This is a genomic window from Psychrobacter sp. PAMC 21119 (genome assembly GCF_000247495.1).
Classification (GTDB): domain Bacteria; phylum Pseudomonadota; class Gammaproteobacteria; order Pseudomonadales; family Moraxellaceae; genus Psychrobacter; species Psychrobacter glaciei.
Window position 1 is genome coordinate 187,359 of record NZ_AHVZ01000017.1, and the last position, 23,956, is coordinate 211,314.

At 43.9% G+C, this 23,956-nt stretch carries 24 protein-coding genes; 10 read left to right on the forward strand and 14 right to left on the reverse strand.

Going from position 1 to position 23,956, the window contains the following annotated elements; translation table 11 throughout:
- Positions 1–325: 325 nt before the first annotated feature.
- On the reverse strand, positions 326–1,351 hold the full coding sequence (locus RH96_RS07185) for a polyprenyl synthetase family protein (RefSeq protein ID WP_026037201.1): 1,026 nt from the start codon (positions 1,349–1,351) through the stop codon (positions 326–328).
- A gap of 568 nt (positions 1,352–1,919) precedes the next feature.
- On the opposite strand from RH96_RS07185, the gene rplU reads away from it, so the two are divergent.
- The 3 genes from rplU (at position 1,920) to lolA (ending at position 3,655) form a co-directional block, all read left to right on the forward strand.
- The gene (gene rplU / locus RH96_RS07190; protein WP_010199185.1) at positions 1,920–2,231 is read left to right on the forward strand and encodes a 50S ribosomal protein L21; all 312 of its coding nucleotides are present in this window, start codon (positions 1,920–1,922) and stop codon (positions 2,229–2,231) included.
- A 91-nt stretch (positions 2,232–2,322) separates the two neighbouring features.
- Positions 2,323–2,580, forward strand: coding sequence for a 50S ribosomal protein L27 (gene rpmA, locus RH96_RS07195; protein ID WP_010199200.1), 258 nt, complete (start codon positions 2,323–2,325; stop codon positions 2,578–2,580).
- Positions 2,581–2,953: 373 nt separating this feature from the next.
- Positions 2,954–3,655 (forward strand): outer membrane lipoprotein chaperone LolA, encoded by a 702-nt coding sequence (gene lolA / locus RH96_RS07200; RefSeq protein ID WP_026037202.1) that lies wholly within the window; start codon positions 2,954–2,956, stop codon positions 3,653–3,655.
- Between the two features lie 153 nt (positions 3,656–3,808).
- Here lolA and scpB read toward each other — a convergent pair whose 3' ends face one another.
- The 9 genes from scpB to mrdA all read right to left on the reverse strand — a co-directional run bounded on the left by scpB (position 3,809) and on the right by mrdA (position 12,149).
- Positions 3,809–4,354 (reverse strand): SMC-Scp complex subunit ScpB, encoded by a 546-nt coding sequence (gene scpB, locus RH96_RS07205; protein ID WP_010199206.1) that lies wholly within the window; start codon positions 4,352–4,354, stop codon positions 3,809–3,811.
- A gap of 25 nt (positions 4,355–4,379) precedes the next feature.
- Complete coding sequence (locus tag RH96_RS07210; protein WP_010199209.1) at positions 4,380–5,213, reverse strand: segregation and condensation protein A; 834 nt, start codon at positions 5,211–5,213, stop codon at positions 4,380–4,382.
- 5 nt (positions 5,214–5,218) lie between these two features.
- Positions 5,219–5,830 carry an O-methyltransferase gene (locus RH96_RS07215; protein WP_010199212.1) on the reverse strand — a complete coding sequence of 204 codons (612 nt, stop codon included), beginning with the start codon at positions 5,828–5,830 and terminating at the stop codon, positions 5,219–5,221.
- Positions 5,831–5,857: 27 nt separating this feature from the next.
- Entirely contained in the window at positions 5,858–6,958 is a 1,101-nt protein-coding gene (trpS, locus tag RH96_RS07220; RefSeq protein ID WP_010199215.1) for a tryptophan--tRNA ligase, read from the reverse strand.
- Positions 6,959–7,079: 121 nt separating this feature from the next.
- Entirely contained in the window at positions 7,080–8,171 is a 1,092-nt protein-coding gene (locus RH96_RS07225; RefSeq protein WP_010199218.1) for a lysophospholipid acyltransferase family protein, read from the reverse strand.
- A gap of 238 nt (positions 8,172–8,409) precedes the next feature.
- Entirely contained in the window at positions 8,410–8,796 is a 387-nt protein-coding gene (gene rpsI / locus RH96_RS07230; protein WP_010199221.1) for a 30S ribosomal protein S9, read from the reverse strand.
- 10 nt (positions 8,797–8,806) lie between these two features.
- Positions 8,807–9,235 carry a 50S ribosomal protein L13 gene (gene rplM, locus RH96_RS07235; protein WP_010199223.1) on the reverse strand — a complete coding sequence of 143 codons (429 nt, stop codon included), beginning with the start codon at positions 9,233–9,235 and terminating at the stop codon, positions 8,807–8,809.
- A gap of 213 nt (positions 9,236–9,448) precedes the next feature.
- Positions 9,449–10,141 (reverse strand): 16S rRNA (guanine(966)-N(2))-methyltransferase RsmD, encoded by a 693-nt coding sequence (gene rsmD / locus RH96_RS07240; RefSeq protein ID WP_010199224.1) that lies wholly within the window; start codon positions 10,139–10,141, stop codon positions 9,449–9,451.
- 28 nt (positions 10,142–10,169) lie between these two features.
- Positions 10,170–12,149 (reverse strand): penicillin-binding protein 2, encoded by a 1,980-nt coding sequence (gene mrdA / locus RH96_RS07245; RefSeq protein ID WP_010199225.1) that lies wholly within the window; start codon positions 12,147–12,149, stop codon positions 10,170–10,172.
- 477 nt (positions 12,150–12,626) lie between these two features.
- Here mrdA and RH96_RS07250 point away from each other — a divergent pair, with 477 nt between their 5' ends.
- From RH96_RS07250 to adk, 6 genes are all read left to right on the forward strand, one after another.
- The gene (locus RH96_RS07250; protein ID WP_010199226.1) at positions 12,627–13,961 is read left to right on the forward strand and encodes a membrane protein; all 1,335 of its coding nucleotides are present in this window, start codon (positions 12,627–12,629) and stop codon (positions 13,959–13,961) included.
- 515 nt (positions 13,962–14,476) lie between these two features.
- Positions 14,477–16,507, forward strand: a complete 2,031-nt coding sequence (locus RH96_RS07255; protein ID WP_010199227.1) for a heme lyase CcmF/NrfE family subunit — start codon at positions 14,477–14,479, stop codon at positions 16,505–16,507.
- Position 16,508: 1 nt separating this feature from the next.
- Positions 16,509–17,147 (forward strand): DsbE family thiol:disulfide interchange protein, encoded by a 639-nt coding sequence (locus RH96_RS07260; RefSeq protein WP_010199230.1) that lies wholly within the window; start codon positions 16,509–16,511, stop codon positions 17,145–17,147.
- A 35-nt stretch (positions 17,148–17,182) separates the two neighbouring features.
- Positions 17,183–17,764, forward strand: a complete 582-nt coding sequence (locus tag RH96_RS07265) for a cytochrome c-type biogenesis protein (protein WP_413540224.1) — start codon at positions 17,183–17,185, stop codon at positions 17,762–17,764.
- The gene (gene ccmI, locus RH96_RS07270) at positions 17,761–19,041 is read left to right on the forward strand and encodes a c-type cytochrome biogenesis protein CcmI (protein WP_010199234.1); all 1,281 of its coding nucleotides are present in this window, start codon (positions 17,761–17,763) and stop codon (positions 19,039–19,041) included. The genes RH96_RS07265 and ccmI overlap by 4 nt, the downstream gene beginning before the upstream one ends.
- 217 nt (positions 19,042–19,258) lie before the next feature.
- A complete protein-coding gene (adk, locus tag RH96_RS07275; RefSeq protein WP_026037207.1) occupies positions 19,259–19,927 on the forward strand; it encodes an adenylate kinase in 669 nt (222 codons plus the stop codon).
- Positions 19,928–20,129: 202 nt separating this feature from the next.
- Here adk and secB read toward each other — a convergent pair whose 3' ends face one another.
- The 4 genes from secB to rsgA form a co-directional block, all read right to left on the reverse strand.
- Positions 20,130–20,582, reverse strand: coding sequence for a protein-export chaperone SecB (gene secB, locus RH96_RS07280; protein ID WP_010199239.1), 453 nt, complete (start codon positions 20,580–20,582; stop codon positions 20,130–20,132).
- Positions 20,583–20,787: 205 nt separating this feature from the next.
- Positions 20,788–21,051, reverse strand: a complete 264-nt coding sequence (gene grxC, locus RH96_RS07285; protein WP_010199242.1) for a glutaredoxin 3 — start codon at positions 21,049–21,051, stop codon at positions 20,788–20,790.
- Positions 21,052–21,353: 302 nt separating this feature from the next.
- Positions 21,354–21,809: a rhodanese-like domain-containing protein gene (locus RH96_RS07290; protein WP_010199245.1), complete on the reverse strand. Its 456-nt coding sequence runs from the start codon at positions 21,807–21,809 to the stop codon at positions 21,354–21,356.
- Positions 21,810–21,950: 141 nt separating this feature from the next.
- On the reverse strand, positions 21,951–23,054 hold the full coding sequence (gene rsgA / locus RH96_RS07295) for a ribosome small subunit-dependent GTPase A (RefSeq protein WP_010199247.1): 1,104 nt from the start codon (positions 23,052–23,054) through the stop codon (positions 21,951–21,953).
- Positions 23,055–23,283: 229 nt separating this feature from the next.
- On the opposite strand from rsgA, the gene orn reads away from it, so the two are divergent.
- On the forward strand, positions 23,284–23,871 hold the full coding sequence (gene orn, locus RH96_RS07300; RefSeq protein ID WP_037033272.1) for an oligoribonuclease: 588 nt from the start codon (positions 23,284–23,286) through the stop codon (positions 23,869–23,871).
- Positions 23,872–23,956 lie beyond the last annotated feature (85 nt).

Genomic DNA, 23,956 nt, shown 5'->3' on the forward strand with positions numbered 1-23,956 from the left:
AAGGCGGCAAAAAACGGCAATACTACGTTTTATGAATAACTGAGGTGCCGCTATAGTAAGTCTCACCTCAGTTAACCGCCAATAGGGCGATATACAACCTACTATCAAAACATATTGTAAACTTTTGTTATAATTATAAAACACATAATCATTGAGGCTTTTAAACGATGAGAATTTTGGTTTGTAAGCAAAATAACAAATTTATCAAGTACTAATTATGACCATAAAAATAACACTCAACAGTCTCTACTGTGCATAGATCAGTATCACAATAGAAACGTGAATCGAGACTGATAACCGTTAAAAAACGATGCTGCTACACTAGCTACACTAAACGTGCGCTAGCAAGCTCGGTCAGTTGATATAAACCTTGACGATAGCGATTGTCTGGTAGCGTGCTCAGTGCTTGTTGCGCCAGTTTGGTTTCTTCCAAAGCACGCTGTTTGCAATAATCTAATGAGCCTGAGCGGCGCACCAAATCAATAAGCTGTTCAGCGTTAGGCGTTTTCCCAGTTTGTACGGCAATGCGGAGCTGCTCATAGCCTTCTGTATCGCTGTTTTTTAGCAACTCAAGTGCTTTGATCGTTGGTAAAGTAGGTTTGCCTTCAGCAAGGTCGTCGCCTAGGTTTTTGCCCATCACTTCACTATCGCCACTATAATCAAGCACATCATCGATAATTTGAAAGGCATTGCCAAAGTGCTGTCCGAAATCACCCAATGCCGTCATATATTCTGTCTTGTCTTGCAAGATAGCGGCACCTTGGGTCGCCATCATAAACAGACGTGAGGTTTTGCCATCGATAATGCGTAGGTAGTCTTCTTCTGTCGCGGCAGGGTTATGCTGATGCTGTAGCTGCAACACTTCACCTTCAGCAATATCACAAGTACCATCCGAGAACACTTGCAACAATGGTAGGCTTTGAAAACCGACCAAAAGATTGAAGGCGCGGGCAATGAGGTAATCACCGACCAATACTGCGGTGGCATTATCCCATGTGGCATTCGCCGTTGGCTTACCGCGGCGCTGTCCTGACTCATCAATGACATCATCGTGGACGAGGGTAGCAGTATGCAGCATCTCAGTGATGGCAGCTAAATGCATGGCTTTTTCTGATGGATTGTCATTGAACATGCGGGCACATAATAAGGTAATCAGTGGACGCATACGTTTGCCACCAGCATTGATTACATGCTGCGAGACGCTCATGACGAGCTGTACTTTTGAGTTGAGACTACCAAATACTTGCTTGTCCATCACCTCAAAATCATCAGCGACGATACTTTGAATATCAGCATAGCTAGGCATGGATTGAGTCATAGAAGAGGTATTAGTTGAAGAGGTAATAGTCATAATAAATAGTCATATTAATAAGAATAAAGAGAGTTTTTATAACCTTGACTTTATCTATCTATAGGTAAGGTATCGTTTTGCTTATAATAGCATAGCTGTACGTTTAAATTGTGGGTTAAAGTATAAAGCAGAAGTAGATCAAAAGTGTTTTATACACGCTTTACTGCGCGGGTTAAGAAGAATAAAAACTGCAAAAACCTTTTATATTTTGGATATATGTTCTCTAGCTTATTTAAAATTTTTTAATCACATAAATGACTCATAAAAGGCTGTAAGTAACTGATTGCATAAGTTATAATAACCGCTGTTGGGCTTAATCCATCATTCGTCATTATTGTTTTGTATGCTCATATTAGAATTGTTGTCTATGACGCTCTTATAATAAGCAGTAGATATAGCAGGATGAGTGATTGTCATTAGTGTAACCACCTTACAAAAACAAGAGGCGCGGCTTGCTTTTATGAGCAAAAAGCCGTAAAATCTTGCCTTTAATTTTTCCCTGTCGTGTTCGTCGTAAAAGCGTTGGTATAACATCAGCCACGGCACACGGGTTAAACGGAGTCATACAATGTACGCAGTAATCAAAACTGGTGGTAAACAGCACCGTGTAGTCGTCGATGAATTGCTTAAAGTTGAACTACTAAAAGCAGAAACTGGCGCTACAATCAAATTTGAAGACGTATTGATGATTGTTGACGGTGAAACTGTCAAAATCGGTCAGCCTATCGTTGAAGGTGCTAGCGTTGAAGTTGAAGTTGTTGAGCATGGTCGCGGCGAAAAAATTCGTATCGTCAAGCACAACCGTCGTAAGCATTATCACAAAGAGCAAGGTCACCGCCAATGGTATACCTTGTTAAAAATCAAAGCCATTAATGCCTAATTACCCATTTAGCAATTATTGCTAAACAGCGCACTAAATGCTTAAGAGTTGTCGCATTAGCGATAAGTCACATTAACAAGGAGATTTTCTCATGGCACATAAAAAAGCTGCCGGCTCGTCACGTAACGGTCGTGATTCAAACCCAAAAATGCTCGGCGTAAAAATCTTTGGCGGTCAAGCCATCGTCGCTGGTAACATCATCGTTCGTCAACGTGGTACAGAATTCCACGCAGGCGAAGGCGTTGGCATGGGTCGTGATCACACTTTATTTGCACTGAATGACGGTGTTGTAAAGTTTGCGACCAAAGGTAAATTCAACCGTCGTTATGTTATGGTTGAAAGTGCATAATTGCCCATCTGAATTGTTTTATTCTCTGTGAATAAAATAATCTGATGACTAGAAAAGCCTCTATTACCGTATGGTAGTGGAGGCTTTTTTATATCCATACTTTATAGTAGGTTTGCGTTCGTGAGCCATCACAGCCTTTAAAACCCTATCGAAAAACCTTGATGTACTGTGTAACAGAGTTGGTTACAAGCGTGTATGGCAGGCGTAGTAATGATTGCAAATCATGACTAGGCGCGTAATGAAAAAACTGGCACACTGTGCGCATTGCTTAATGACACTGGTTTTATCTGGTGAGTTAAACATTATCGAAAACAAAAAATTTAATAAGAACATTTATTTTTTAGCGATTACGCACTTTAAGAGAGAATTGATAATGACTTTACTAAACAAACAAACGATTGAACAGACAACTACTCTAAAACAAAAAATAATGAGCGGTGCTTTAGCGGGCGTATTAATGACTTCGCTTGGTGTTGCAGCTCCAATGATGGCATTGACTCAGTCTGCTACCGCCGCGCCGGCTGACAATTTAACAGCAGCCACGCGTCTGAATAAACTGTTAACAAACACAAAAAGCATGACAGCTAACTTTAGCCAAACGACAAAAGGCGCTAGCAGTGGTACTTTTTCTGGCTCTATGAGTGTGCAGCGTCCAAACAATTTTCGCTGGGAGACAAAATCACCCTCACAGCAGCTGATCATTGCTAATGGTAGCTCTATGTGGGTCTATGATAAAGATTTAGAGCAAGCGACCAAACAAAACGTCGATAGCCAAGTGGGCAACACCCCAGCACTGTTATTGTCAGGTGATCCAAGTAAAATTGATCAAAGCTTTAAAATCACCCAGCCGTACGATAATAAAAACTATTATGTGCTGTATCCAAAGTCAGATAGTGCCAGTTTTAAGAGTTTATCAATGAGTTTTAGCGGTGGTAAACCAGTGATGATGGTATTAAACGATACCCTGGGTCAAACCACTTCTATCAAATTCAGCGGTATCAAGCTAAACCCAAGCATTAGCAGCAGTCAGTTCAAATTTACTCCGCCAAAGGGTGTTGATATTATTAATCAGTAATCAGTAATCAGTAATCAGTAATCAGTAATCAGTAATCAGTAATCAGTACTGCTAATTGATGACACACTCAAGCTGTATTGGTTTACACCAATCAGCTTCGAAAAAAGGACAGACCTAATGAGGTCTGTCCTTTTTTTCGAAGCCATATAAACATTAGGCCATGGTCTTGATGGCTGCCATATCTGGCATTGGCGGTAACTCATCTAAATCACTCAGTCCAAATGCATCTAAGAATTGCGCAGTGGTATGTAGCAATGCTGGTCGACCCAAAGTCTCTTTATAGCCCTTCTCTTCAATCCAACCTTTATCAAACAATTGGCGCAATATATTGCTCGATAGTGTGACACCGCGCACGTGCTCGATATCACTGCGGGTCACTGGTTGTTTATAAGCAACCACACTTAAGGTCTCAAGTAGGGCTTGGCTCAGTCGCTCTTGGCGTTGCGGGAACACGCGTTGGATTAAGAGGCTGTAGCTATCTGTGATTTGCAAGCGATAACCACTGGCAGTTTCATGTAGGCTAAGGACGCCCGTGTCTAAGCGTTGTCTTAGTAGTTCTAAGGCTTGTTTTAGCTCTTTACTTGACAACGACAGGTGCTTCTTTAAGGCATTGGCAGGGAGTGGTGCTTCAGATGCATGCAACAGCACTTCGATATGCTTGCTTATCTCTTCAAGATGTTGACACTGAATATCTGTCATTAGGAAAGCTCTCTTTTGAAAATCATTAAGCCAACCACTGTAAGGTCAACGGTCCCATTTGCTCGTTTATAGCAGATTGATTCGTATCCATTGAAGTCTTATCACCGTCAGAAGCAGAACTTACCACAACACCAACTAGTTGCCGCTTCATCAGCTCGAGCACGGCGACAAAGCTAACCACTACACCTATTTTACCTTGCGCTTTGTCTAGTAGCTCATAAAAGGAGCATGCACCATCCGTGCTTAATTGTCGACTAATACTGGCAATGCGATCGGAAAGTGGAACGGTATCGACCTTGATAGAATGCATTTGATAGTCTGGCTGTAGCTGCATTTTGAACAAGCTATCAATCAATAAATTCGGTGAGTAGTTCGGCAGCTCGGCATTCATGATGTCTTGACTGGGCATACTGACCATCGCCAAGAACACATCACGCTCAAGCCGTACCAGACTATCCAAGCGCTGACTGGCTACTTTAATTTGTGCATACTCCTCGAGGCGCTCAATCAGCTCAGCTTTTGGGTCGCGCTCATCGGTAGGCGTTTCGGGCTTAGGTAGTAACAGCTCAGTTTTAATCGCAATCAACGTTGATGCCATCAATAGATAATCACCGGCCAACTCAAAGTGCTCGGTATCTAATTCGCTGATGTAAGCCAAGTATTGCTCAGTGATAGGCAGTATTGGCATTTGCGTCAGATCAACGTTGTTTTTTTTGACCAGATATAATAAAAAATCTAACGGTCCAGCAAACTGCTCTAACCAAATAGCAAATGCTTGTGGTGGCACGTAAAGATCTTCTGGTAGATGCTGTACTGGCGTTTGGTAAATGCGAATAGCAGTAGTATCAAATATATCCATAATGCTTAAGGTTCCTGACGTACTGCCATAAATAATCCCGCACCAATATCTAAAGTATGACAAATATAACGAGGATTATTGATAAATTCTGCTAGGAACTCACAGACCTCGTCACTATGAGAGAGGACATTATCTACAATAAGAACACTGCCAACACTTAATACTTTATGTAGACGTTCGGTATAATTGGAATAAAACTGACGCTCTGCATCTAGAAATACCAAGTCAAAAACATCTTCAGTCTTGCTCAGAAAAACAAAGGCGTCTTGCACGATGAACCTAACCAAAGACGATAACCCAACATTTTGTAAATGCTGCTTAGCGGTGTTGCTGCGGCTTTTGTCTATATCCAATGATATAAAATCAACATTAGACTGGTGGCGTAGACCATAAGCAAGCCATAATGTAGAAAACCCAGTTGAAGTACCAATCTCCAGCACTTTATGGGGCTCTCTTATCATGGCAATACTGGCTAGAAATTTAGCAGAATCTGGTTCTACATGACGATGACGATTAAGTCTATTTGCTTGCTCAGAGTCATACGCTTTGTCAGTATCATATAAAGACTGACAATAAGACAAAAAATAAGTACGTTCAAAACCTTTATGCATCGACATTAATAATATCTACCAATACTTTATTTATTACTTAAGTTTGGCAAGTGGACGAATGCCAATGGCGCGGCGAGTCTTGTCTAACTGTTTACGGCTATGGCGACGGGCTTTTTCTGCCCCCATTTGCAGAATTTCTTCTAACTCTTTCGGATTGGCCATGAGTTCTTCGTAACGCGCGCGAAATGGGGCAACTTCTGCATTGATTTTATCAAATAATGCTTGCTTGGCATCACCCCAGCCAATACCAGCAGCAAACTGTGCACGCATGTCGGTGATTTCTTGCGGCGTAGCAAAGGCTTTATAAATCTCAAAAATAGCAGAATCGTCAGGATCTTTCGGCTCTTCAGGCAGCTGCGAGTTAGTGACGATCTTCATGATGGCTTTGTGCATCTGCTTTTCAGCGCTGACTTGTGGATTAGACTCACCAAATAGCGGAATGGTATTGCCATAGCTTTTGCTCATTTTGCGACCATCAAGCCCTGTTAATAGGGGCATCTCATCATCGACGACGGCTGAAGGTAGCGTAAATAGCGGCTTATATTTATGATTAAAAGTTCCGGCAATATCACGCGCCATTTCAATATGTTGAATTTGATCACGTCCTACTGGTACGTGAGTAGCATTAAACATTAAAATATCCGCAGCCATTAATACCGGATAGCCAAACAGACCCATCGTGATACCTTGATCGGGATCAACGTCAGTTTTTTCGTTATTAATATCGACAGATGCCTTATAAGCATGGGCACGGTTCATAAGACCCTTGGCACATGAACAGTTGAGTACCCACGCCAGCTCCGGTATCTCTGGCACATCTGATTGACGATAAAACGTCACACGCTCAGGATCAAGGCCACAAGCAAGCCAAGTTGCAGCAATCGCTTTAGTGGACTCATGAATGGCAGCAGGATCATGGCATTTAATGATGCCATGATAGTCTGCTAAGAAAAAAAATGCTTCATCATCACTATTCTGGATAGATGCTATCGCTGGTCGAATTGCGCCAACGTAATTACCTAAATGGGGGATACCAGTAGTGGTGATACCGGTTAAAATGCGTTTGGCTTGCGTTGAGCTATCAGAGATTTGGCTATCAAAGGTCTGATTATCAGAAGTACGGTTGTTACTCATGGGAAATCCATTATTTGGTTTATCAAATTATTATAAATTTAGGGTTAGTTTTGCACAGTTAATGGCAAAAATATTAGCCTCAAAGTATAGCAAATTTTACTCATATTTTTGGGAATAAAGTCTACTTATAGATATTTGTGCGACCTGTCGGCCCATGTTTAAAGCGCCGATGAAACCACATCCACTGGGTGGGATCGATACGAATGAGTCCCTCTAAGACTTCATTCACCTGAGTGGCGTCAGCAACCTCGTCATTACTTGGATAATTATGCAGCTCAGGCGTAATCGTCAGATGATAATGCGGGCGTTTGCCACTCGGCAAGTTATCTGGCGTTTGCCGATAGGTATGCAATGCCATGACAGCAGGCGGATGCGCCTTACTGCCCAATTTTGCCATACGTCTTGAGGCAGTGATAGTGGCTGCTGACACCCCGAAAAACGGTGCCATGACACCTTGCTTAAGACCATAGTCTTGGTCAGGAGAATACCAAATAACATGCCCAGCTTTAATTGAACTCACCAAGCTACGCATATCACGACTGGAGATTTGCTTACCGAAGATATTGGTGCGACCGTTATAAATGAACCAATCAAGTAGCGGGTTATTCTGTGTACGATACATACAGTCTAAGGCAAAAAATTGCGCGCAAAACAATCCACCCAAATCAAGCATCGTATAATGTGCACCTAGTAAAATGACCGGACGATTTTCGTTTTGAGCATTAACTAAATGCTGTAGTCCTGAAATAGAAACGGTGCGAGTAAAGACATTCGGGCGGAACCAAGCACACAAGGTTTCAAATATACCAATACCTTGATTGACAAAGACCTGCTTTGCCATCAGCTCACGTTCAACTTCCGGCTTTTCTGGAAAGGCCAGTTTTAAATTAATGAGCGTATCACGTCGCCGCGAGCCTACAACTTTGTAAAACAAGATACCCACTTTACGCCCTAGCCAAAACTGCCATCGTAGCGGTAGATAAATCATGGGTAACATCACCAAGAACAATAGCCAAATTGCCCAATATTTAGGCGATAAGAACTGCCATTGAAAGGGCTTTTTATCTGCTCGTGCCGTACGTTTATGAGTTTGGGTAATCGTTGGCGTGCCGACAGGAATGGCGGGTGACTTATCCGACCGCTGCATACTCAGTGGTGGTATGCTGTTTTTTGCTGGCGGTTTGCTGGGGTCGTATTGTTCGGGCGCTTTCATAATGTCCTTTTGTAGCACTGTTTATAACGTCGGAGCTAATGACAAAAAGTTATTATAATGATGGGGTAGTCGCTACTGGTTTGCAAGCTGGTTTTCGACACTTAATGAGCAGCCATAAAAAAACCTCATAAACTGTGACCAGCTTATGAGGTTTTGCAAATCTATTCTTTTGCTTAATAGTGTTAAATCGACTCTGAGAAAAAGGCGATAACCACAAAAAGCAAAGAAGTAGCTTTGATTAACGTTTCGAGAATTGTGGACGTTTACGTGCTTTACGTAGGCCCAATTTCTTACGTTCAACTTGACGTGAGTCACGAGTCACAAAACCAGCTGCTTTTAGAGCAGGTTTGTTGGCTTCGTCAAGCTCAATCAATGCACGCGTGATGCCGTGACGGATTGCGCCAGCTTGACCACTAATACCGCCGCCTTTTACAGTGATGTAAAGGTCATAAGCAGTAGGGGTGTCAAGTAATTCTAAAGGCTGACGAACAACCATGCGCGACGTTTCGCGACTGAAATACTCATCAAGTGGTTTGCCGTTAACAACAATGCTACCAGTACCTTTCGCTAAAAAGACACGAGCGGTAGAAGTTTTGCGGCGACCAGTTCCGTAATTGCGTTCCATAAGTATATCCTTAGATGTCTAGTGCTTTAGGTTGCTGTGCTTCATGTGGATGTTCAGTACCCGCATAAAGTTTCAGCTTCTTGATCATCGCATAGCCAAGAGGACCTTTTGGAAGCATACCCTTAACCGCTTTGTGTAGAACATCTTCAGGCTTATGTGCAAGCAGTTTACTGAAGTTGGTTTCTTTGATACCACCTGGGTAGCCACTGTGACGATAGTACTTTTTATCTTGCGCTTTTTTACCCGTTACCGTGATTTTGTCAGCATTGATGACAACAATAAAGTCACCAGTGTCAACGTGCGGCGTAAAAGATGGCTTATGCTTGCCACGTAAGCGAGTAGCGATTTGAGTGGCTAAGCGACCAAGGGTTTTGCCGTCAGCATCTACGACATACCAGTCATGGGTCACTTCAGCTGGTTTTGCACTAAGTGTTTTCATGATAAAACCTTAAAATTAGAATTCGTTGAGAGTTTAGCTGGGAAAACGGGGCTCTCAAAAAACAGACTGCACATTATAAGCAGTAGCGCCTACGCTTGCAAGCTGCATTGGGGTTTATTTTCGCCTTATATACATTAAACTGCAGCGTTGGCCAGTTTTTTAGCGGTTTTAAACATTTTTAAAATTTATTAACGGCTTTCATTAACCCGACAATTATGACGATGATAGGCGAAAAAGTCCAGCAACAACTTGTCCAACTTTGGTTTGTTTTAAGCATTCAAAGTTAATTGGTTGCTGAATAACAGATGGTTGAGTCACCATACTATTATTAATAGTCTCTTCTAACTGCTCCAATTGTGTCGCTAAGTCTCTATCCGCTTCTAAATAAATAAGCGTCTCGGTGCTGATTAATGCTTGGGTAATAAGCGTTGCTAGAATAGGCTGCCATAAATCCTCAGCATAAGGCGGATCGATAAATACGACATCGAAAGGGCGCGGGACGATATGACTTTGCATCAATACTTGCTCTGCTGTGCCATTGATAATTTGATAGGTGTCAGCGTTGAGCCGCAACTGCTCAGCACTTTGGCCTAGCATTTGACTTTGCCCACGATTCATCTCAATAAAGGTGCAGTGTGCTGCACCACGAGACAGCGCTTCAAAGCCTAAGACGCCGCTACCAGCACAGCTATCAAGTACGTATGCACCATGGATGTCGGCAAGTAGCCAATTGAATAGGGTCTCCCGCAGGCGATCTGGTGTTGGGCGCAGACCTTCAGCATCAATGAAACTGACGCTGCGACGTTTAAATTGCCCACCGATAATACGTACCTGACCGGCCGACGATGATTTTTCCTGATGAGATGTTTTCTGTTTGGTATTACGCGATGCTGCTGTTTTTTTCATGGCCACTATTCTTTTTCTGTATTGGTTTTTATTCGGTCGCTGTCGTGGTTTCGGCTTGTGCAGCTACCTGTTCTGCTAGTGCCTCTTCTTTATCGCGCAGGGTGTCACGCATGATTTTTTCAAAGGCTTTTTGACGTTTGATGATTTTTAGCTCATCAGCAGAGGGTGGCAGAATAGGATCGTTTTTGCGTTGTAATACCCAATAGTCAAACAGCGCGCGACCAATAGGTGCTGCCACGGCACTACCACCGCCGCCGTTTTCGACCAACACGGCAAGGGCGATTTGTGGGTCTTCTACCGGCGCAAAACCATTGAACCACGCATGATCCCAGTGGCGTTTGTCTATCGCAGACTTATCATAACGTTTGCCTTGAGCGATGGATTTTACCTGTGCTGTACCAGTCTTGCCCGCGATACGATAGCGCGGGGTATAGATACCGCGTCCCGTGCCATCTTTAACCACACTTTCCATCGCATCGTGCATACGCAGCCAATCAGAGGGTTTGCCGTTATAGTCAATTTTGCCATCGGGTTTGGTGATGACATTGACCGCTGCTGCACCATCGCTGCTTTTTAACAGATGCGGGGTGATGTGATAGCCTTTGCTCGCTGTCATCGCCGTCGCATTAGCGATCTGTAGCGGCGTTGCCAAGAAATACCCTTGACCGATACTGACTGAGATGGTTTCACCAGGTAACCAGCCTTTATCGTAAGTATCTTTTTTCCACTTAGGCGAAGGCATAATGCCTGACTTTTCATTGGGCAAGTCAATGCCTGTCTCTTTGCCAAAGCCAAAGCGTACCATCCAATCATGCAGACGCTGAATGCCCATCTCGTAGGCCAGTTTATAATAGTAGGTATCGACTGACATGACGATAGATTTCTTTAAATCTACCGAGCCATGACCGCCACGTTTCCAATCACGAAAACGATGCGAGTCACCAGGTAAGCTAAAATAACCGGGATCATAAATAGTCGTATTCCAATCTCGCAATCCATAGTGTAGCGCACCTAAACCTTCAAATGGTTTAATGGTAGAGGCAGGCGGGTACATACCTTGTAGGGCGCGATTATAGAGGGGCTGATCAAGATCATCTTGTAGCGCCCCATAATCTTTAAAGGAAATGCCGGAAATAAAAGGGTTGGGATCGTAACTTGGATTGCTCACGAATGCGAGTACGTCACCGTTTTTTGGATCTATCGCTACAATGGCACCGCGGCGACCGTCAAGCTGCTGCTGAGCAATAGTTTGTAAACCATAGTCCAAGCTCAAGGTAATGTCATTCCCTGCAATTGGTGGCTTGGTGTCTAGTTGGCGGATGATGTTGCCGTGGGCATCTGTTTCTACCGATTGGTAGCCCGGTTGCCCAAGTAAAATATCTTCATAAAAATCTTCGATGCCGATTTTGCCAATGAGATCCGTACCCGCATAGCGGTCTTTGTCAATGCGCTTGGTTTCTTTATCATTGATACGACCGACATAACCGATGACATGGGCAAACAGCTCGTCATAAGGATATGAGCGTGTCAGCTTACTCTGGATAGTAACGCCACGAAAGAAAGGTTTGCGCTCGCTAAACTGAGCCAATTGTGCTTCGGTTAAGTCGATTTTGACGGTTACCGGATCGTTTTTGCTTTTGCTCAAACGTGCCAAAATATCCGTGATGTCTTTATCAGTAAGCTCAAAAATAGGCGCGAGCAAATTTAAAGTACGTTCTGGGTCTTCCGCTTCATCAGGGCTTAGCATGGCAGTAAATACGGGCTGATTGTCTGCCAAAATCACGCCATTACGATCATAAATATAACCACGGCTTGGCGGCGCAGATATTAGCTTAATGCGATTATTGTCTGCCTGTGTGGTGTATTTATCATGAGCATAAACTTGCAAATAACCATAGCGTATTAGCAAACCACTCAGACCCAAAAATATTAGTAGCCCAAAGATAATAATTCGGTGCGCAAAAATACGGTTGACCTGTTCGGCGTCGGAAGCTAGCGGTTTATTCATAGAAAATCAGTACTCAGGCGGTCAGAGAAGCATTGGAAATGGAATAAAAGGGCAGGGAAGTAAGCCAAAACGCGATGAATATAAAAGAGAAGATAAAGGATTTCAATCACATACAGTATTATGAGTAAGCATTGGATTGCAAGCGGTGGTATGCTAGGTTTCGCTGCAAATTAAGCACAAATTATAACAGAACAAACGCGAGGGCGCAGTACTCAGCCATTTATTTTGTTGTGATAATACGCCACACAAGCGATAGACCATATTAATGTTTTTTCTACCATCAAAATCACATAAAATATGTCATCTTTAGTCACAACTTGCTTCTGGTCTACGTGTGCTAATAAACGGCAAGTATGCTAAAATCAGGCGATTTATTTTATAGTAGTTATTTAGGCGGAACGTCTTTTTAAGCGTTCTCAACTTGCTAAGCATATTTCATTAGCAACGACAACCATCACGTCAGGGACACAGAAAGTCATGGACGCAACTTCATTGTGGCAGACGATAGCTGAGCACCCAGAGTTTTTTGCCATGCTGACCATTCCACCAGTGACGGCATTCGTCACTTGGATACACGTATGGATGGCGCTCAAAATGCTGTTTTATCCGGTCAAGTTTTGGGGTATTCGTATTCCGAACTTTCCATTTTTTGGTCTACCGGGTATCGGTTGGCAAGGTATCGTTCCGCGAAAAGCGGGCAAGATATCTGGGGTGATTGTAGATCAGACGCTCTCCAAATTGGGTTCGCTTAATGAGTTTTTTAAGGCGATGGAACCTGAGCAGATGGCAGTATTCATCACTGATACGGTGGATAAAAACCTTGAGCCACTGATTGATGAGATTATGCTGGATCACTCGCCAGCACTATGGGGCAATTTGCCTTATGCGTTAAAGCGTCGCGTCTATGCCCAAGCGCACAAAGAGCTGCCCAGTATCATGCAGTCGCTCGTGACGGATTTGACTTATCATGTCGAAGACTTGGTCGATATGCGTAAAATGATCGTTAATACGATGGAAAATGATCGGCGCTTAATGGTCGATATGTTTTTGAAGGTAGGCCAAAAAGAGATTAACTTTATTTGGCATATCAGTGCGTTGATTGGACTGGTTTTCGGTATTATCCAAATGTTTATATTTTTGGTGGTGCCGCAGCATTGGACGGTGCCTTTCTTTGCCGCTATTTGGGGATTTCTCACCAACTGGATTGCCATTTGGATGGTGTTTAATCCAGTGCAGCCACACTTTATCCCTTACGTGAAGTTTTTTGCGCTGCAAAGTCGCTTCCCGTTTATTAGGCCGCAGCTGCCACATATTGGTCAGTATCGTTTTCAGGGTGGTTTCATGAAACGGCAAGAGGAAGTCTCTGAAGTTTTTGCTGAGATTGTGGTAAAGGATTTGGTCACGCTTGAGAACATCATGAATGAGATGATGTATGGGGATCGTGCTGTGCAAACGCGTGAACTTATGAAGTCGCACCTATATGAAGTGCTAGAATCTCCTGTCATTAGCACAACCTTGCGCGTAGGGCTTGGTCGCCGTGAGTATGGACAGTTAAAAAACACTATCATTGACAAATCTATCGTTGCTACTATGGTGCCACTGCGAGATCCTGAGCTGAATGAAAGCCGCGCTAGTAAGATATTTGGGCTATTTCGGGATCGTATTCGTGCGCTATCGCCAGATGAGTTTCAGAATTTATTACGTCCGGCGTTTCGTGAAGATGAGATGACACTTATCGTCTTGGGCGGATTGACTGGATTTTTGGCAGGTTGGTTGCATTTGGTATTGGTGTTTTTCCCAGCGATGCAGTAGTAGAGCAATGAGTCAAAACTTTTAAAAGCTTTCTAAAAAAATATAATTAACAATATTAGGGCATGTTGAACATTCACAAAGCATTCATAAATAGTCACTGCTATTGCCAGTGCTATGGTTGAGTGCTCGACACGCCCTAGGGCGTGTCATCAATTAGCACATGGATACATTTAGTGGTCTTAAAATGGCTAAATTTTGCCAAACATCGTCAGAAATCTTGTCAATATGTTCATATTTACGGCAATTTCTTCCTTGTTTGGCTGCAATTTTCCTCATTTTAAGCCTCACAATCTAAATGATGACACACCCTAGTTTAAGCCAGCTTCTTTGTATTAATAATTCGTATTAATACATCACGATAATAGTAGCGAGTTTTAAGGGTTTCTATAGCCACTAAAACCTCAGTTTTCAACCGTAAACCATGACCAAATAAAGGATTATTTAGTGTTTTCCAGTGGCTAACCATGCCATCGGTGAACCTTTAATTGTATCCAAGGTAAACAAGGTTAGACCGTATGTTAATCACAGAATTGGGTTATTTTGCCTTGCTGATCGCTTTTATGTTGGCGATTTTGCAAGTAGTATTACCAACCATTGGCGTTATGCGTGATCACGTTGCTTGGCAGCGTTTGGCGCCAAGTTTGGCGTGGGCACAGTTTGCCGCAATGATTATCTCGTTTGGCGCTTTGATGGCAGGCTTTTATTATAATGATTTTAGCCTAGTCTACGTCAGCCAGCACTCTAATACCTTGTTGCCTTGGTACTATAAGCTATCAGCGACATGGGGCGGGCATGAAGGGTCATTGTTGCTTTGGATGACCATCATGGCCACTTGGTGTGCCTTGGTATCTTACTTTAGCCGTGGTCTGCCGCTATCTATGCGCGCGCGCGTACTGGTGATCTTGGCTGGCGTACAGATGATGATGCTGGCGATGCTGATTTTTACCTCATCGCCGTTTGATCGTACCTTGCCTAACTTGCCTGTTGATGGTGCCGATTTAAACCCGGTTCTACAAGATTTCGGTCTGATTATTCATCCACCTATGCTGTATATGGGTTATGTGGGTATGGTGGTGCCGTTTGCTTTTTGTATGGCTGCACTGTGGGAAGGGCGCTTGGATGCCGTTTGGACACGTTGGTCGCGTCCATGGGCATTGGCTGCGTGGGGTTTTTTGACCATTGGTATCGCGCTAGGCTCTTGGTGGGCTTATTATGAGCTTGGCTGGGGTGGTTGGTGGTTCTGGGATCCGGTAGAGAACGCCTCACTGATGCCATGGCTTGCTGGTCTTGCTTTATTACATTCGCTAGCAGTCACAGAAAAGCGTGGTGTTTTTAAGGCTTGGACGATTATGCTGGCAATTTTTGCCTTTGCGCTCAGTCTGCTCGGTACTTTCTTAGTTCGCTCTGGGGTCATTACGTCGGTGCATTCGTTCGCAGCTGATCCAACACGTGGTCTGGTTATTTTGGTTATTTTGGGTGTGATCGTTGGCGGTGGTTTACTGATGTTTGCTATCCGCGGCTGGAGCTTGACGGTTGAGAGTCAGTACCAGCTCATCTCGCGTGAGTCATTCTTAGTCATCAATAACGTCATAATTTTGATTTCGACCTTGGTGGTGCTGCTTGGCACGCTATATCCTATCATTGCTGATGCCTTTAATTTAGGTCAAGTGTCCGTTGGTCCTCCTTACTTCAATGCGCTATTTGTGCCTTTAACGTGGTTGTTGTTAATTGCAATGGGTATGGGCTCTAACATCCGTTGGAAAAAAGACAAGCGTCCATTACTAGGCGTTGGTATGGTCATTGCGGTTAGTAGTCTGGTGCTTGCGGCCATTATTACCTACTTTGTCCATCCCTCTTCTATGCTCAATATTGGCGTTACTTTGGCCGTTAGCTTTTGGGTGTTGTTCTGGATGGTGGTCGACTTCAAAGACAAAACCAAAAATGCACCGAGCCTTTTAAAAGGCTTAAGTCAATTACGTTTGAGCTACTGGGGTCAGCAAACGGCACACATTGGCGTCTTAATAGCAGTTATCGGTATTGCCTTTACTAGCAGTCTGAGTATCGAGCGTGACGTGGCGCTGGGACCAAACGATAGCGTCCACGTGCAAGGCTATGACTTTACCGTAAAAGGCTTTAGCGAAGTCAAAGGCAGTAACTTTGATGCGACACAAGCCGAGGTATTAGTAAGCAAGGACGGTCAAGATGTGACTACCTTGTACCCTGAAAAGCGTAACTATATCATTAGTATGATGCCGATGACTGAAGCGGCGATTGATGCCAGCCTCATGCGTGATGTCTATGTGGCACTTGGCGAACCGATTGCTAAAGACAGCAACCAATGGGCGGTACGCATCTATGTGAAGCCGTTGATTCGTTGGATATGGCTTGGTGCTATTATTATGGCTCTAGGTGGGTTGCTAAGTATGTTAGATAAGCGCTATCGAATTAAAAAGCCTAAGACTGTCAGCCAAAATGTGATTAATGCTGCAGGTTTTGCAACAGTAGCAGATGTAGAAGTACCAGCAGCAAAGATGGGGGACAAATAGTATGACTAGGTCAAATAATACCTCTAATCAAAACGGCAACAAGACCATAAATAAAAAGCAGCTAAAGATATGGTTTGTCATTCCGCTCATCGTCTTTGCAGGCTTTGTGGTTATGCTCTACATGCGCTTGGGTCAGCCGACTGAGATCGTTACCAATACCGCGCTTGAGCGTCCAGTACCTGCTTTTGAGCTGCCATTGTTATCCGATACTAGCCGAATTATGACCAATGACAATCTGCCTGATCAACCGTTTTTGCTGAATATTTGGGGTTCTTGGTGTCCCACTTGTATTATCGAGCATCCTTTTTTAATGCAGTTAGAAGAGCGCGGTGTCAATTTGGTTGGCGTCAACTATAAAGATGAGATTGGTGATGCCCTCAGCTACCTCAACCGTGGTGGTGATCCATTCTCGATGTCTATTCAGGATTTATCGGGACAGTTTGCTCTAGACTTAGGTTTGACGGGTGCGCCTGAGACTTTCATCGTCGATGGTGAAGGGGTGATTCGTCAGCATATCATCGGTGAGATTAATGAGAGCAATTGGCAAAGTCGTATCACGCCTTGTCTCATGGTACTCAACGAAGCCAATAAGCGTAATGTCAGTCCTGACGCTACTCAGGTCAAGGAGGCGTGCAAATGATGACGATGTCTATAACGACTATGCTTATAAAGCACATGAAGACTCTGAGCACGACATTCGCCAGCTTTATATCTGCCTGTTTGTTAAGTATAAGTCTTGCTATGGGCGTAAGCATGACCGCTTATGCCGCCATTGACGTTTACGACTTTGACTCTATACAACAAGAAGCCCAGTATCGTGGTCTCATCGAAGAGCTGCGCTGTCCCAAATGCCAAAATCAAAACCTCGCAGGTTCTGATGCGCCAATTGCTCAAGACCTAAAGCAAAAAACCTACGATATGGTCAAAGATGGTCGTAGTGATACCGAGATTCGCAGTTATATGCAGGAGCGCTATGGTGACTTTATTAGCTATAAGCCACCTGTCCGTCCTTCGACGTGGATACTATGGTTTTTCCCGCCGTTATTACTGGTGTTTTTAATTGTTGGTTGGTTTTGGCAGAGTAAGCGCCATCAGCGTATTGCCAGTGGTCAAAGTGGAGTGACGATGGACAGTAGCGCGGCTGCGTTGACGGCAGCAGAAAAAGCTGAACTTGATCGCCTGTTATCACGCGCCGATAGCAATAATAGCGTCAATAGAACGGATCATGACACCACCAGCCTCGAGGACAAAAAATGACCCTATTTTCTACCGTTGGCTTATTCATTGCTCTAAGCTTATTTATCGCTTTGATCCTTGGTGTTATCGCCATCATGCCGTGGTTAAGAGCCTCACGCGCACCAGATAAACCCGTGGACAATCAGCTACTCGATATCAATATCGCTGTCTTTCGGGCGCGCCTAGCAGAACTAAAATCGGATAAGGATGCTGGCACGATTGATGATAGCCATTATCAAACCCAAAAGCTTGAGCTTGAACGTCAGCTTTTAGATGCACAGCGCGTTGTAGCACCGATGGTCGTACCGGGTATCAAAAGCCGATTAATTATTATAGTTTGGGTGCCGGTCTTGGCGGTCATGGCATATCTGATGATCGGTGATCGCACGCCTGTTTTTGAGTTGTGGGCTGCCGAGGATAAAGTTGGTCAAGTTGCTGATGATTTACTCACAGGTAAGATTGACCAGCCGCCAGCATGGGCCATTGAAGATGGGCAGCAGCTGATTAGCGCTATGCAAACCAATGTCTATCGCCACGCTGATGACTACAATCGCTGGATGCGCTTATCAGAGTTGTTCTTATCGTTAGAGGCGACGGACTCGGCACTAGAAGCATTGTCGCGCGCCTATCGATTGTCGCCAGATAACGAAGAGATTGCGACGACGTACGCACAGATTAGCTTCTTTGCCAATAAAGGGCAGTTGGATGATAATAGTCGTCGTGTTTTGGAGGCGGTTTTAGCCAAAAATCCACAGCATGAGGGTGCGCAAATGCTCATGGCAATGGGTGAGGCACGCAGTAGTAACTTTGATCAAGCACAAGGCTGGATTAAGCGTTTGCGCGCTAGTATTGCGGGCAAGCCTGGGGATCATACACAAGCGCTGGCCAGTTTGGACGAGTTGAGTGCTAATGTGACGACTCAGCAACAACAAGCCTCTGAAGGTATCGACGTCACAATAACGATCAACGCCAGTTTGTTACCGCTGGTCAAAGGCGATGATGTTTTGTTTGTAGCGATACGCGATGTCAAAGGTGGTCCGCCGTTTGCTGCTAAGCGTTTGCCAATTAGCGTGATTAAGCAAGGTGAGGTCAATATCAGTTTAAGCGATCTTGATGCCATGATGCCGACAAGAACGCTAAAATCTGCCCGTGCAGGCAAAATACAGTTGGCCGTCATTGCCCGCATTAGCCATAGCGGCAATGCCAGTGCAGAGTCAGGTGATTTATCGGGTAATCCTGTGGTGATTAGCGCTGAGCAAAATCAGGTCAACGTTGATATCAATCAACAGGTTCCTTGATATAATCCCCTCACACCATCAGTTTTTAATACCACTGCTGTTGCCCGTCGGAGTCACGCGCAATAGCATTATATGAACAGATAAGTCATGGCAACTTATCACAGTAATAATGAAAATACTTGAGCTTTGTAAAGCCACAAGGTAAGGTAGCTTTGCAATCAACCAATCCCTGATTTTTATTTGTCCCAAAATCCCATTTATTAAGGAGAGTCGTGTAATGATGCGTATTATTTTGCTAGGTCCACCAGGCGCCGGTAAAGGTACCCAAGCCCAGTTTATCTCTAAAGAATATGATATTCCGCAGATCTCAACGGGTGATATGCTGCGTGCAGCAATCAAAGAAGGTAGCGAGCTTGGCAAACAAGCCAAAGACATTATGAATGCTGGTGGTTTGGTTTCTGACGATCTCATCATCAACCTAGTGAAAGAACGTATCGCTAAGCCTGATTGCGCGAATGGTTGTATCTTGGATGGTTTTCCACGTACGATTCCGCAAGCTCAAGCACTTGCTGATGCAGACGTTGCGATTGATCATGTGATTGAAATCAGTGTGCCTGATGATGAAATCGTCAATCGCCTATCTGGTCGTCGCCAGCATCCAGGCTCAGGTCGAGTTTATCATGTGGATCATAATCCACCGAAGCAAGAAGGCCTTGATGATGTGACTGGCGAAGCGCTTATCCAGCGTGAAGACGATAAAGAGTCTACCATTCGCGACCGTCTGTCTACTTATCATGAGCAAACATCAGCGCTCGTTGGTTTTTATCAAGACAAAGCCAAAGAAGGCGGCGATGTTGGTAATGCAGCGCCTAACTATGACAAGTTTGATGGTACTCAAGGCATCGATGAGGTTAAGCAACAAATCTTATCCGCTCTAAAAGGCTAGCTATCGATTGTAAATGATAGATGTAGTCAGTAAAAACCCTGTTCATTAGCAGGGTTTTTTTATGTCCAAAAATTGATAGTTATAAAACTGCCTTAATATTATGGAAACCAATCCATAAAAAAAGCCGCTCACTCATCATGAGTAAACGGCTTTTTTATCAAAATATACGACTTATAAAGTCAGTACACTTCTGATTTAAAACTTATGCGTTACCTTCAGCATCTACTTGCGCTTGTTGCTGGCTTTGTGCGTAAGCTTGATCAAAGTTAACAGGTGCTAGCAATAACTGCGGGAAGCTACCACGCGTCACGATGTCGCTGATGACTTCGCGAGCGTATGGGAATAGCACGTTAGGGCAGTATGCACCTAAAATTTGACCAATTTGATCTTCTGGAATATCTTTTAATAAGAAAATACCGGCTTGATGCACTTCAGCGATAAACGCCGCTTCATCTGCGTTTTTAGCCGTGACGCTTACCGTCAAAATTACTTGATAATGATCGTCGTCAAGTTTTTCAGCGTTACTTGATAAGTTGATATCTAGCTCAGGGTTCCACTCTTTGGTGAATACGCCAGCGCCTGGTACTTCAAGTGACATGTCTTTGACATAAATGCGTTCTAGTGCCAATTGTGGTTGTGCTTGTTCTTCAGCCATGATAATTCCTCTAAAAGTTAATCAAATGAGTGGGCAAATAATAATTGTAATATAAATCGAGACTATGTTTCGATATTATTTAGACATTATCTCGATATTTTTTTTACCAATTTTTTATTCTTGCCGTTGTTGATATTCGAATATCAAATCTTTACAAACGCAAAGATAGCACAGGTAAAGAGTGACAGTCAGCAAAGTTAACAGATTAACCTGCTAGTAGCTCATCAAGTTTACCCTGTTGGTTCATTTGATTGAGCTCATCAAAACCACCAACGAAAGTCTCACCGACGAAAATTTGTGGTACGGTGCGATAGTTATTGGTTTTTTGCATCAAAGCACGGCGCTCATCGCTGCTCATGTCATGCATGCCGATTTCTTCATAGTCAACGCCTTTAGATTTTAGCAGTTGTTTGGCGTTTGAGCAGTAAGGGCAGATAGGAGTGGTGTAAACTTTAACAGATACAGTCATGGTAAATCCTTATTTATCAGTTTATGCGGCAACAGTTTTATTATAAACACTCATGTTATAAAAAATATTATAATCCGTCACCAACGAGTAAATTACAAATGTAATTGGTTATGCTCATTATAAAGTGGGGATGGGTAGCATAAATTCAAGCTGGCTAAGCCCAAAAGGTGTGACAGTAGCGTAAATGCCACACAAAAAAAGACACCCAATGAAGAAGTGTCTTTTTTCTAACTTTGCGCTGCTAGCAGTGAGAACGAGCGTGTAGCCTGAGCAAGCTATTTGATTAAGTAGGTTTACGCAAGCTACTTATGCAAGCTCGGTTTTGCCTTACCTTTATTCTTAGATTTGGCATCTTTTACACCGACCAACGGCATGCCAGCACTTTGCCAACCGCCAACACCGCCTTCTAAGCGGTAAACACTGTCTTTGCCAATCATTTGGATGGCTGCGCCTGCTTGCACGCCCATATCGCAAATGATGATGACTGGATGCTCAATCGCACGAATCTCTTCGATGCGGTCTTTGAGATCAGTAAAAGGTATGTTGCGGCTGCCTTGGATATAACCGGTCTCAAACTTCTTTTTGGCTCGAATATCGATAAGCTGCGCGTTTTGCGAGTTCACCATCATCCCAAGGGTATTGGGCGATATTTTCTTACCGCTACGTTTGTTTTCGATGGCAAAGAACAGTACGGCAAGTACGGCTAATATGCCAAATAAAAACGGGTGGTTACCCACAAATTCTAGCGCACGATCCAAAACATACCTCCAAAAATGAGTGTTCTGTTAAGCTGAGAAGACAGCCTAACGATATTGAACAAGGCGCTATTATACCGATAAGGTCATCTATAGTAAACGTGTGATGCTCAACCTAACGTTTAACAGTTAATAAGGCAACGGTTAATAAGGTTTGGTGTCAGCTTCTTCTCTTAGCGTCACCAAATTTTCAACGCGGCGTTGCAGCACTTCACCGTCAGCAACCGCTTGCCATAACGCGCAGCCTTTGCTGTTATGAGTGTGGCGACAATCACGGAATTGACAGTCACCTGACAGTGGTGCAAGCTCAACGAAGCCTGAGATGATGTCATCCGGCGTCAAATGCCAAATACCATATTCGCGAATACCCGGCGTATCAACGATACCGCCTTGGGTTAAATCATCAGGGTTGAAGGGTAACAGACGGCTGGTGGTGGTGGTATGTTGACCAAGCTTTGAGTTCTCAGAGATGATATTGACGATCTGCCCAGAGTCTGGCAATAGCGCATTGATTAAACTGCTTTTACCAACGCCCGATTGTCCAGCAAAAATAACCAGCTTTTTATCGATGTAGCGCTTGAGCTCATCCAGTCCTTCTTGCTCATCGCTATCTGCGACGTTTTCTGGGCAATCAACTGAGGTTAATACGCTCTCATAACCAAGGGCAGCATACTGTGCCAACAGCTCACTGGTATCGACGCCGTTTTCTGCTGCTAGTAAATCGGCTTTATTCAGCACCAATAGCGGCTTTACACCAGCATGATGACAGACGACCAAATAGCGATCGATTAAGGTTGGTGCAGCAGCAGGCAGCGGTGCAAACACAATGGCAAGGATATCGACATTGGCAGCAACCGGTTTGAGCTTATGATAGCGATCAGGGCGTGAGACAAGAGACGTGCGCGGCTTGACTGATTCGATACGTCCAAAGCCCGTATTAGAATCGGCGCTCCAGCGTACTTGGTCACCAGCGGCCAGCATCGGCAAATTGGTACGTACATGACAGCGCCAAATATCACCCAATTCAAGCGTTTGCCAAAACGGCTCAGGATCATCAGGGGCAACTTCTGGCTGCGCTGGGATGACCGCTGGCAAGCTGGTGACTTGTACTTCTAATTGCTTACCATAGTGCGCCATGACCACGCCATCCATCAAGCTCTCATCGATGCTGTCTTGACTGACCAGCTGTTGTTTGTCGATGCGCCGAATCTGTTGTTTGGTCAGCTTGCGTTGCCGGATTAATGCCATGAGAGTGTGACCTATTAAAAAAATATTGCTAAGTGTAGCGTGAAAATTTGCTAACATACAGCCTAAAGCGCCTGTGCCAGACAGTGGTTTTGTAATGTTTAAGTTTTTTTGGACGTTATGAACTACCAAGCGCACAGCAATGCCATCTGCGCGTTGCCAGCTGGCGATGATTTATGTAAGTAATACTGCGCCAAAGTTGTTCCAAACTTTTTTGACTATAGGACAAAATATGAGTACCGATGACCATCCCAATAAGATTAAAATCAGAAACCAAGGCAAAAAAGGGCTGGTATGGATTGACCTAGAAATGACCGGACTTGATACCATCAACGATGAGATTATCGAGATTGCTACCGTGGTGACGGATGAGGATCTCAATGTCCTTGCTGAAGGACCTGTATTCGCTATCAAAGTGTCTGACCGTATTTTAAACGGCATGGATGATTGGAATACCAAGCAGCATGGGCAGTCAGGGTTGGTGGATCGTGTGCGCCGTAGTACCGTGACATTGGCAGAAGCTGAAGCCGAGACGATTAAGTTCCTCAATAAATGGGTCGATAGCGGCAAGTCACCCATGTGTGGCAACTCCATCTGTCAAGATCGCCGCTTTATGGCGCGCCAAATGCCGGAGCTTGAGCGATTCTTCCATTATCGCAACCTCGATGTGTCATCGATTAAAGAGCTGTGTTTCCGCTGGCGTCCTGATATTCTCAGAAACTTTGAAAAAGGTGGCAGTCATTTAGCATTGGATGATATTCGCGATTCTATCCGTGAACTAAAGCATTATCGTCAGCATTTCTTTAAACTCATGCCTTAGTATAATGGTTAGCAGAATGTGAAAGGGTATAAAAAAGGGTCTGTTACTTATGCAATAGACCCTTTTTCTTTTAAATGAAAGGTAC

What these genes read in the sequence shown, in the direction of transcription:
- RH96_RS07185 (WP_026037201.1), bottom strand. Translation starts at nt 1,351, where the DNA reads ATGACTATTACCTCTTCAACTAATACCTCTTCTATGACTCAATCCATG.
- rplU (WP_010199185.1), top strand. Translation starts at nt 1,920, where the DNA reads ATGTACGCAGTAATCAAAACTGGTGGTAAACAGCACCGTGTAGTCGTC.
- rpmA (WP_010199200.1), top strand. Translation starts at nt 2,323, where the DNA reads ATGGCACATAAAAAAGCTGCCGGCTCGTCACGTAACGGTCGTGATTCA.
- lolA (WP_026037202.1), top strand. Translation starts at nt 2,954, where the DNA reads ATGACTTTACTAAACAAACAAACGATTGAACAGACAACTACTCTAAAA.
- scpB (WP_010199206.1), bottom strand. Translation starts at nt 4,354, where the DNA reads ATGACAGATATTCAGTGTCAACATCTTGAAGAGATAAGCAAGCATATC.
- RH96_RS07210 (WP_010199209.1), bottom strand. Translation starts at nt 5,213, where the DNA reads ATGGATATATTTGATACTACTGCTATTCGCATTTACCAAACGCCAGTA.
- RH96_RS07215 (WP_010199212.1), bottom strand. Translation starts at nt 5,830, where the DNA reads ATGTCGATGCATAAAGGTTTTGAACGTACTTATTTTTTGTCTTATTGT.
- trpS (WP_010199215.1), bottom strand. Translation starts at nt 6,958, where the DNA reads ATGAGTAACAACCGTACTTCTGATAATCAGACCTTTGATAGCCAAATC.
- RH96_RS07225 (WP_010199218.1), bottom strand. Translation starts at nt 8,171, where the DNA reads ATGAAAGCGCCCGAACAATACGACCCCAGCAAACCGCCAGCAAAAAAC.
- rpsI (WP_010199221.1), bottom strand. Translation starts at nt 8,796, where the DNA reads ATGGAACGCAATTACGGAACTGGTCGCCGCAAAACTTCTACCGCTCGT.
- rplM (WP_010199223.1), bottom strand. Translation starts at nt 9,235, where the DNA reads ATGAAAACACTTAGTGCAAAACCAGCTGAAGTGACCCATGACTGGTAT.
- rsmD (WP_010199224.1), bottom strand. Translation starts at nt 10,141, where the DNA reads ATGAAAAAAACAGCAGCATCGCGTAATACCAAACAGAAAACATCTCAT.
- mrdA (WP_010199225.1), bottom strand. Translation starts at nt 12,149, where the DNA reads ATGAATAAACCGCTAGCTTCCGACGCCGAACAGGTCAACCGTATTTTT.
- RH96_RS07250 (WP_010199226.1), top strand. Translation starts at nt 12,627, where the DNA reads ATGGACGCAACTTCATTGTGGCAGACGATAGCTGAGCACCCAGAGTTT.
- RH96_RS07255 (WP_010199227.1), top strand. Translation starts at nt 14,477, where the DNA reads ATGTTAATCACAGAATTGGGTTATTTTGCCTTGCTGATCGCTTTTATG.
- RH96_RS07260 (WP_010199230.1), top strand. Translation starts at nt 16,509, where the DNA reads ATGACTAGGTCAAATAATACCTCTAATCAAAACGGCAACAAGACCATA.
- RH96_RS07265 (WP_413540224.1), top strand. Translation starts at nt 17,183, where the DNA reads ATGAAGACTCTGAGCACGACATTCGCCAGCTTTATATCTGCCTGTTTG.
- ccmI (WP_010199234.1), top strand. Translation starts at nt 17,761, where the DNA reads ATGACCCTATTTTCTACCGTTGGCTTATTCATTGCTCTAAGCTTATTT.
- adk (WP_026037207.1), top strand. Translation starts at nt 19,259, where the DNA reads ATGATGCGTATTATTTTGCTAGGTCCACCAGGCGCCGGTAAAGGTACC.
- secB (WP_010199239.1), bottom strand. Translation starts at nt 20,582, where the DNA reads ATGGCTGAAGAACAAGCACAACCACAATTGGCACTAGAACGCATTTAT.
- grxC (WP_010199242.1), bottom strand. Translation starts at nt 21,051, where the DNA reads ATGACTGTATCTGTTAAAGTTTACACCACTCCTATCTGCCCTTACTGC.
- rsgA (WP_010199247.1), bottom strand. Translation starts at nt 23,054, where the DNA reads ATGGCATTAATCCGGCAACGCAAGCTGACCAAACAACAGATTCGGCGC.
- orn (WP_037033272.1), top strand. Translation starts at nt 23,284, where the DNA reads ATGAGTACCGATGACCATCCCAATAAGATTAAAATCAGAAACCAAGGC.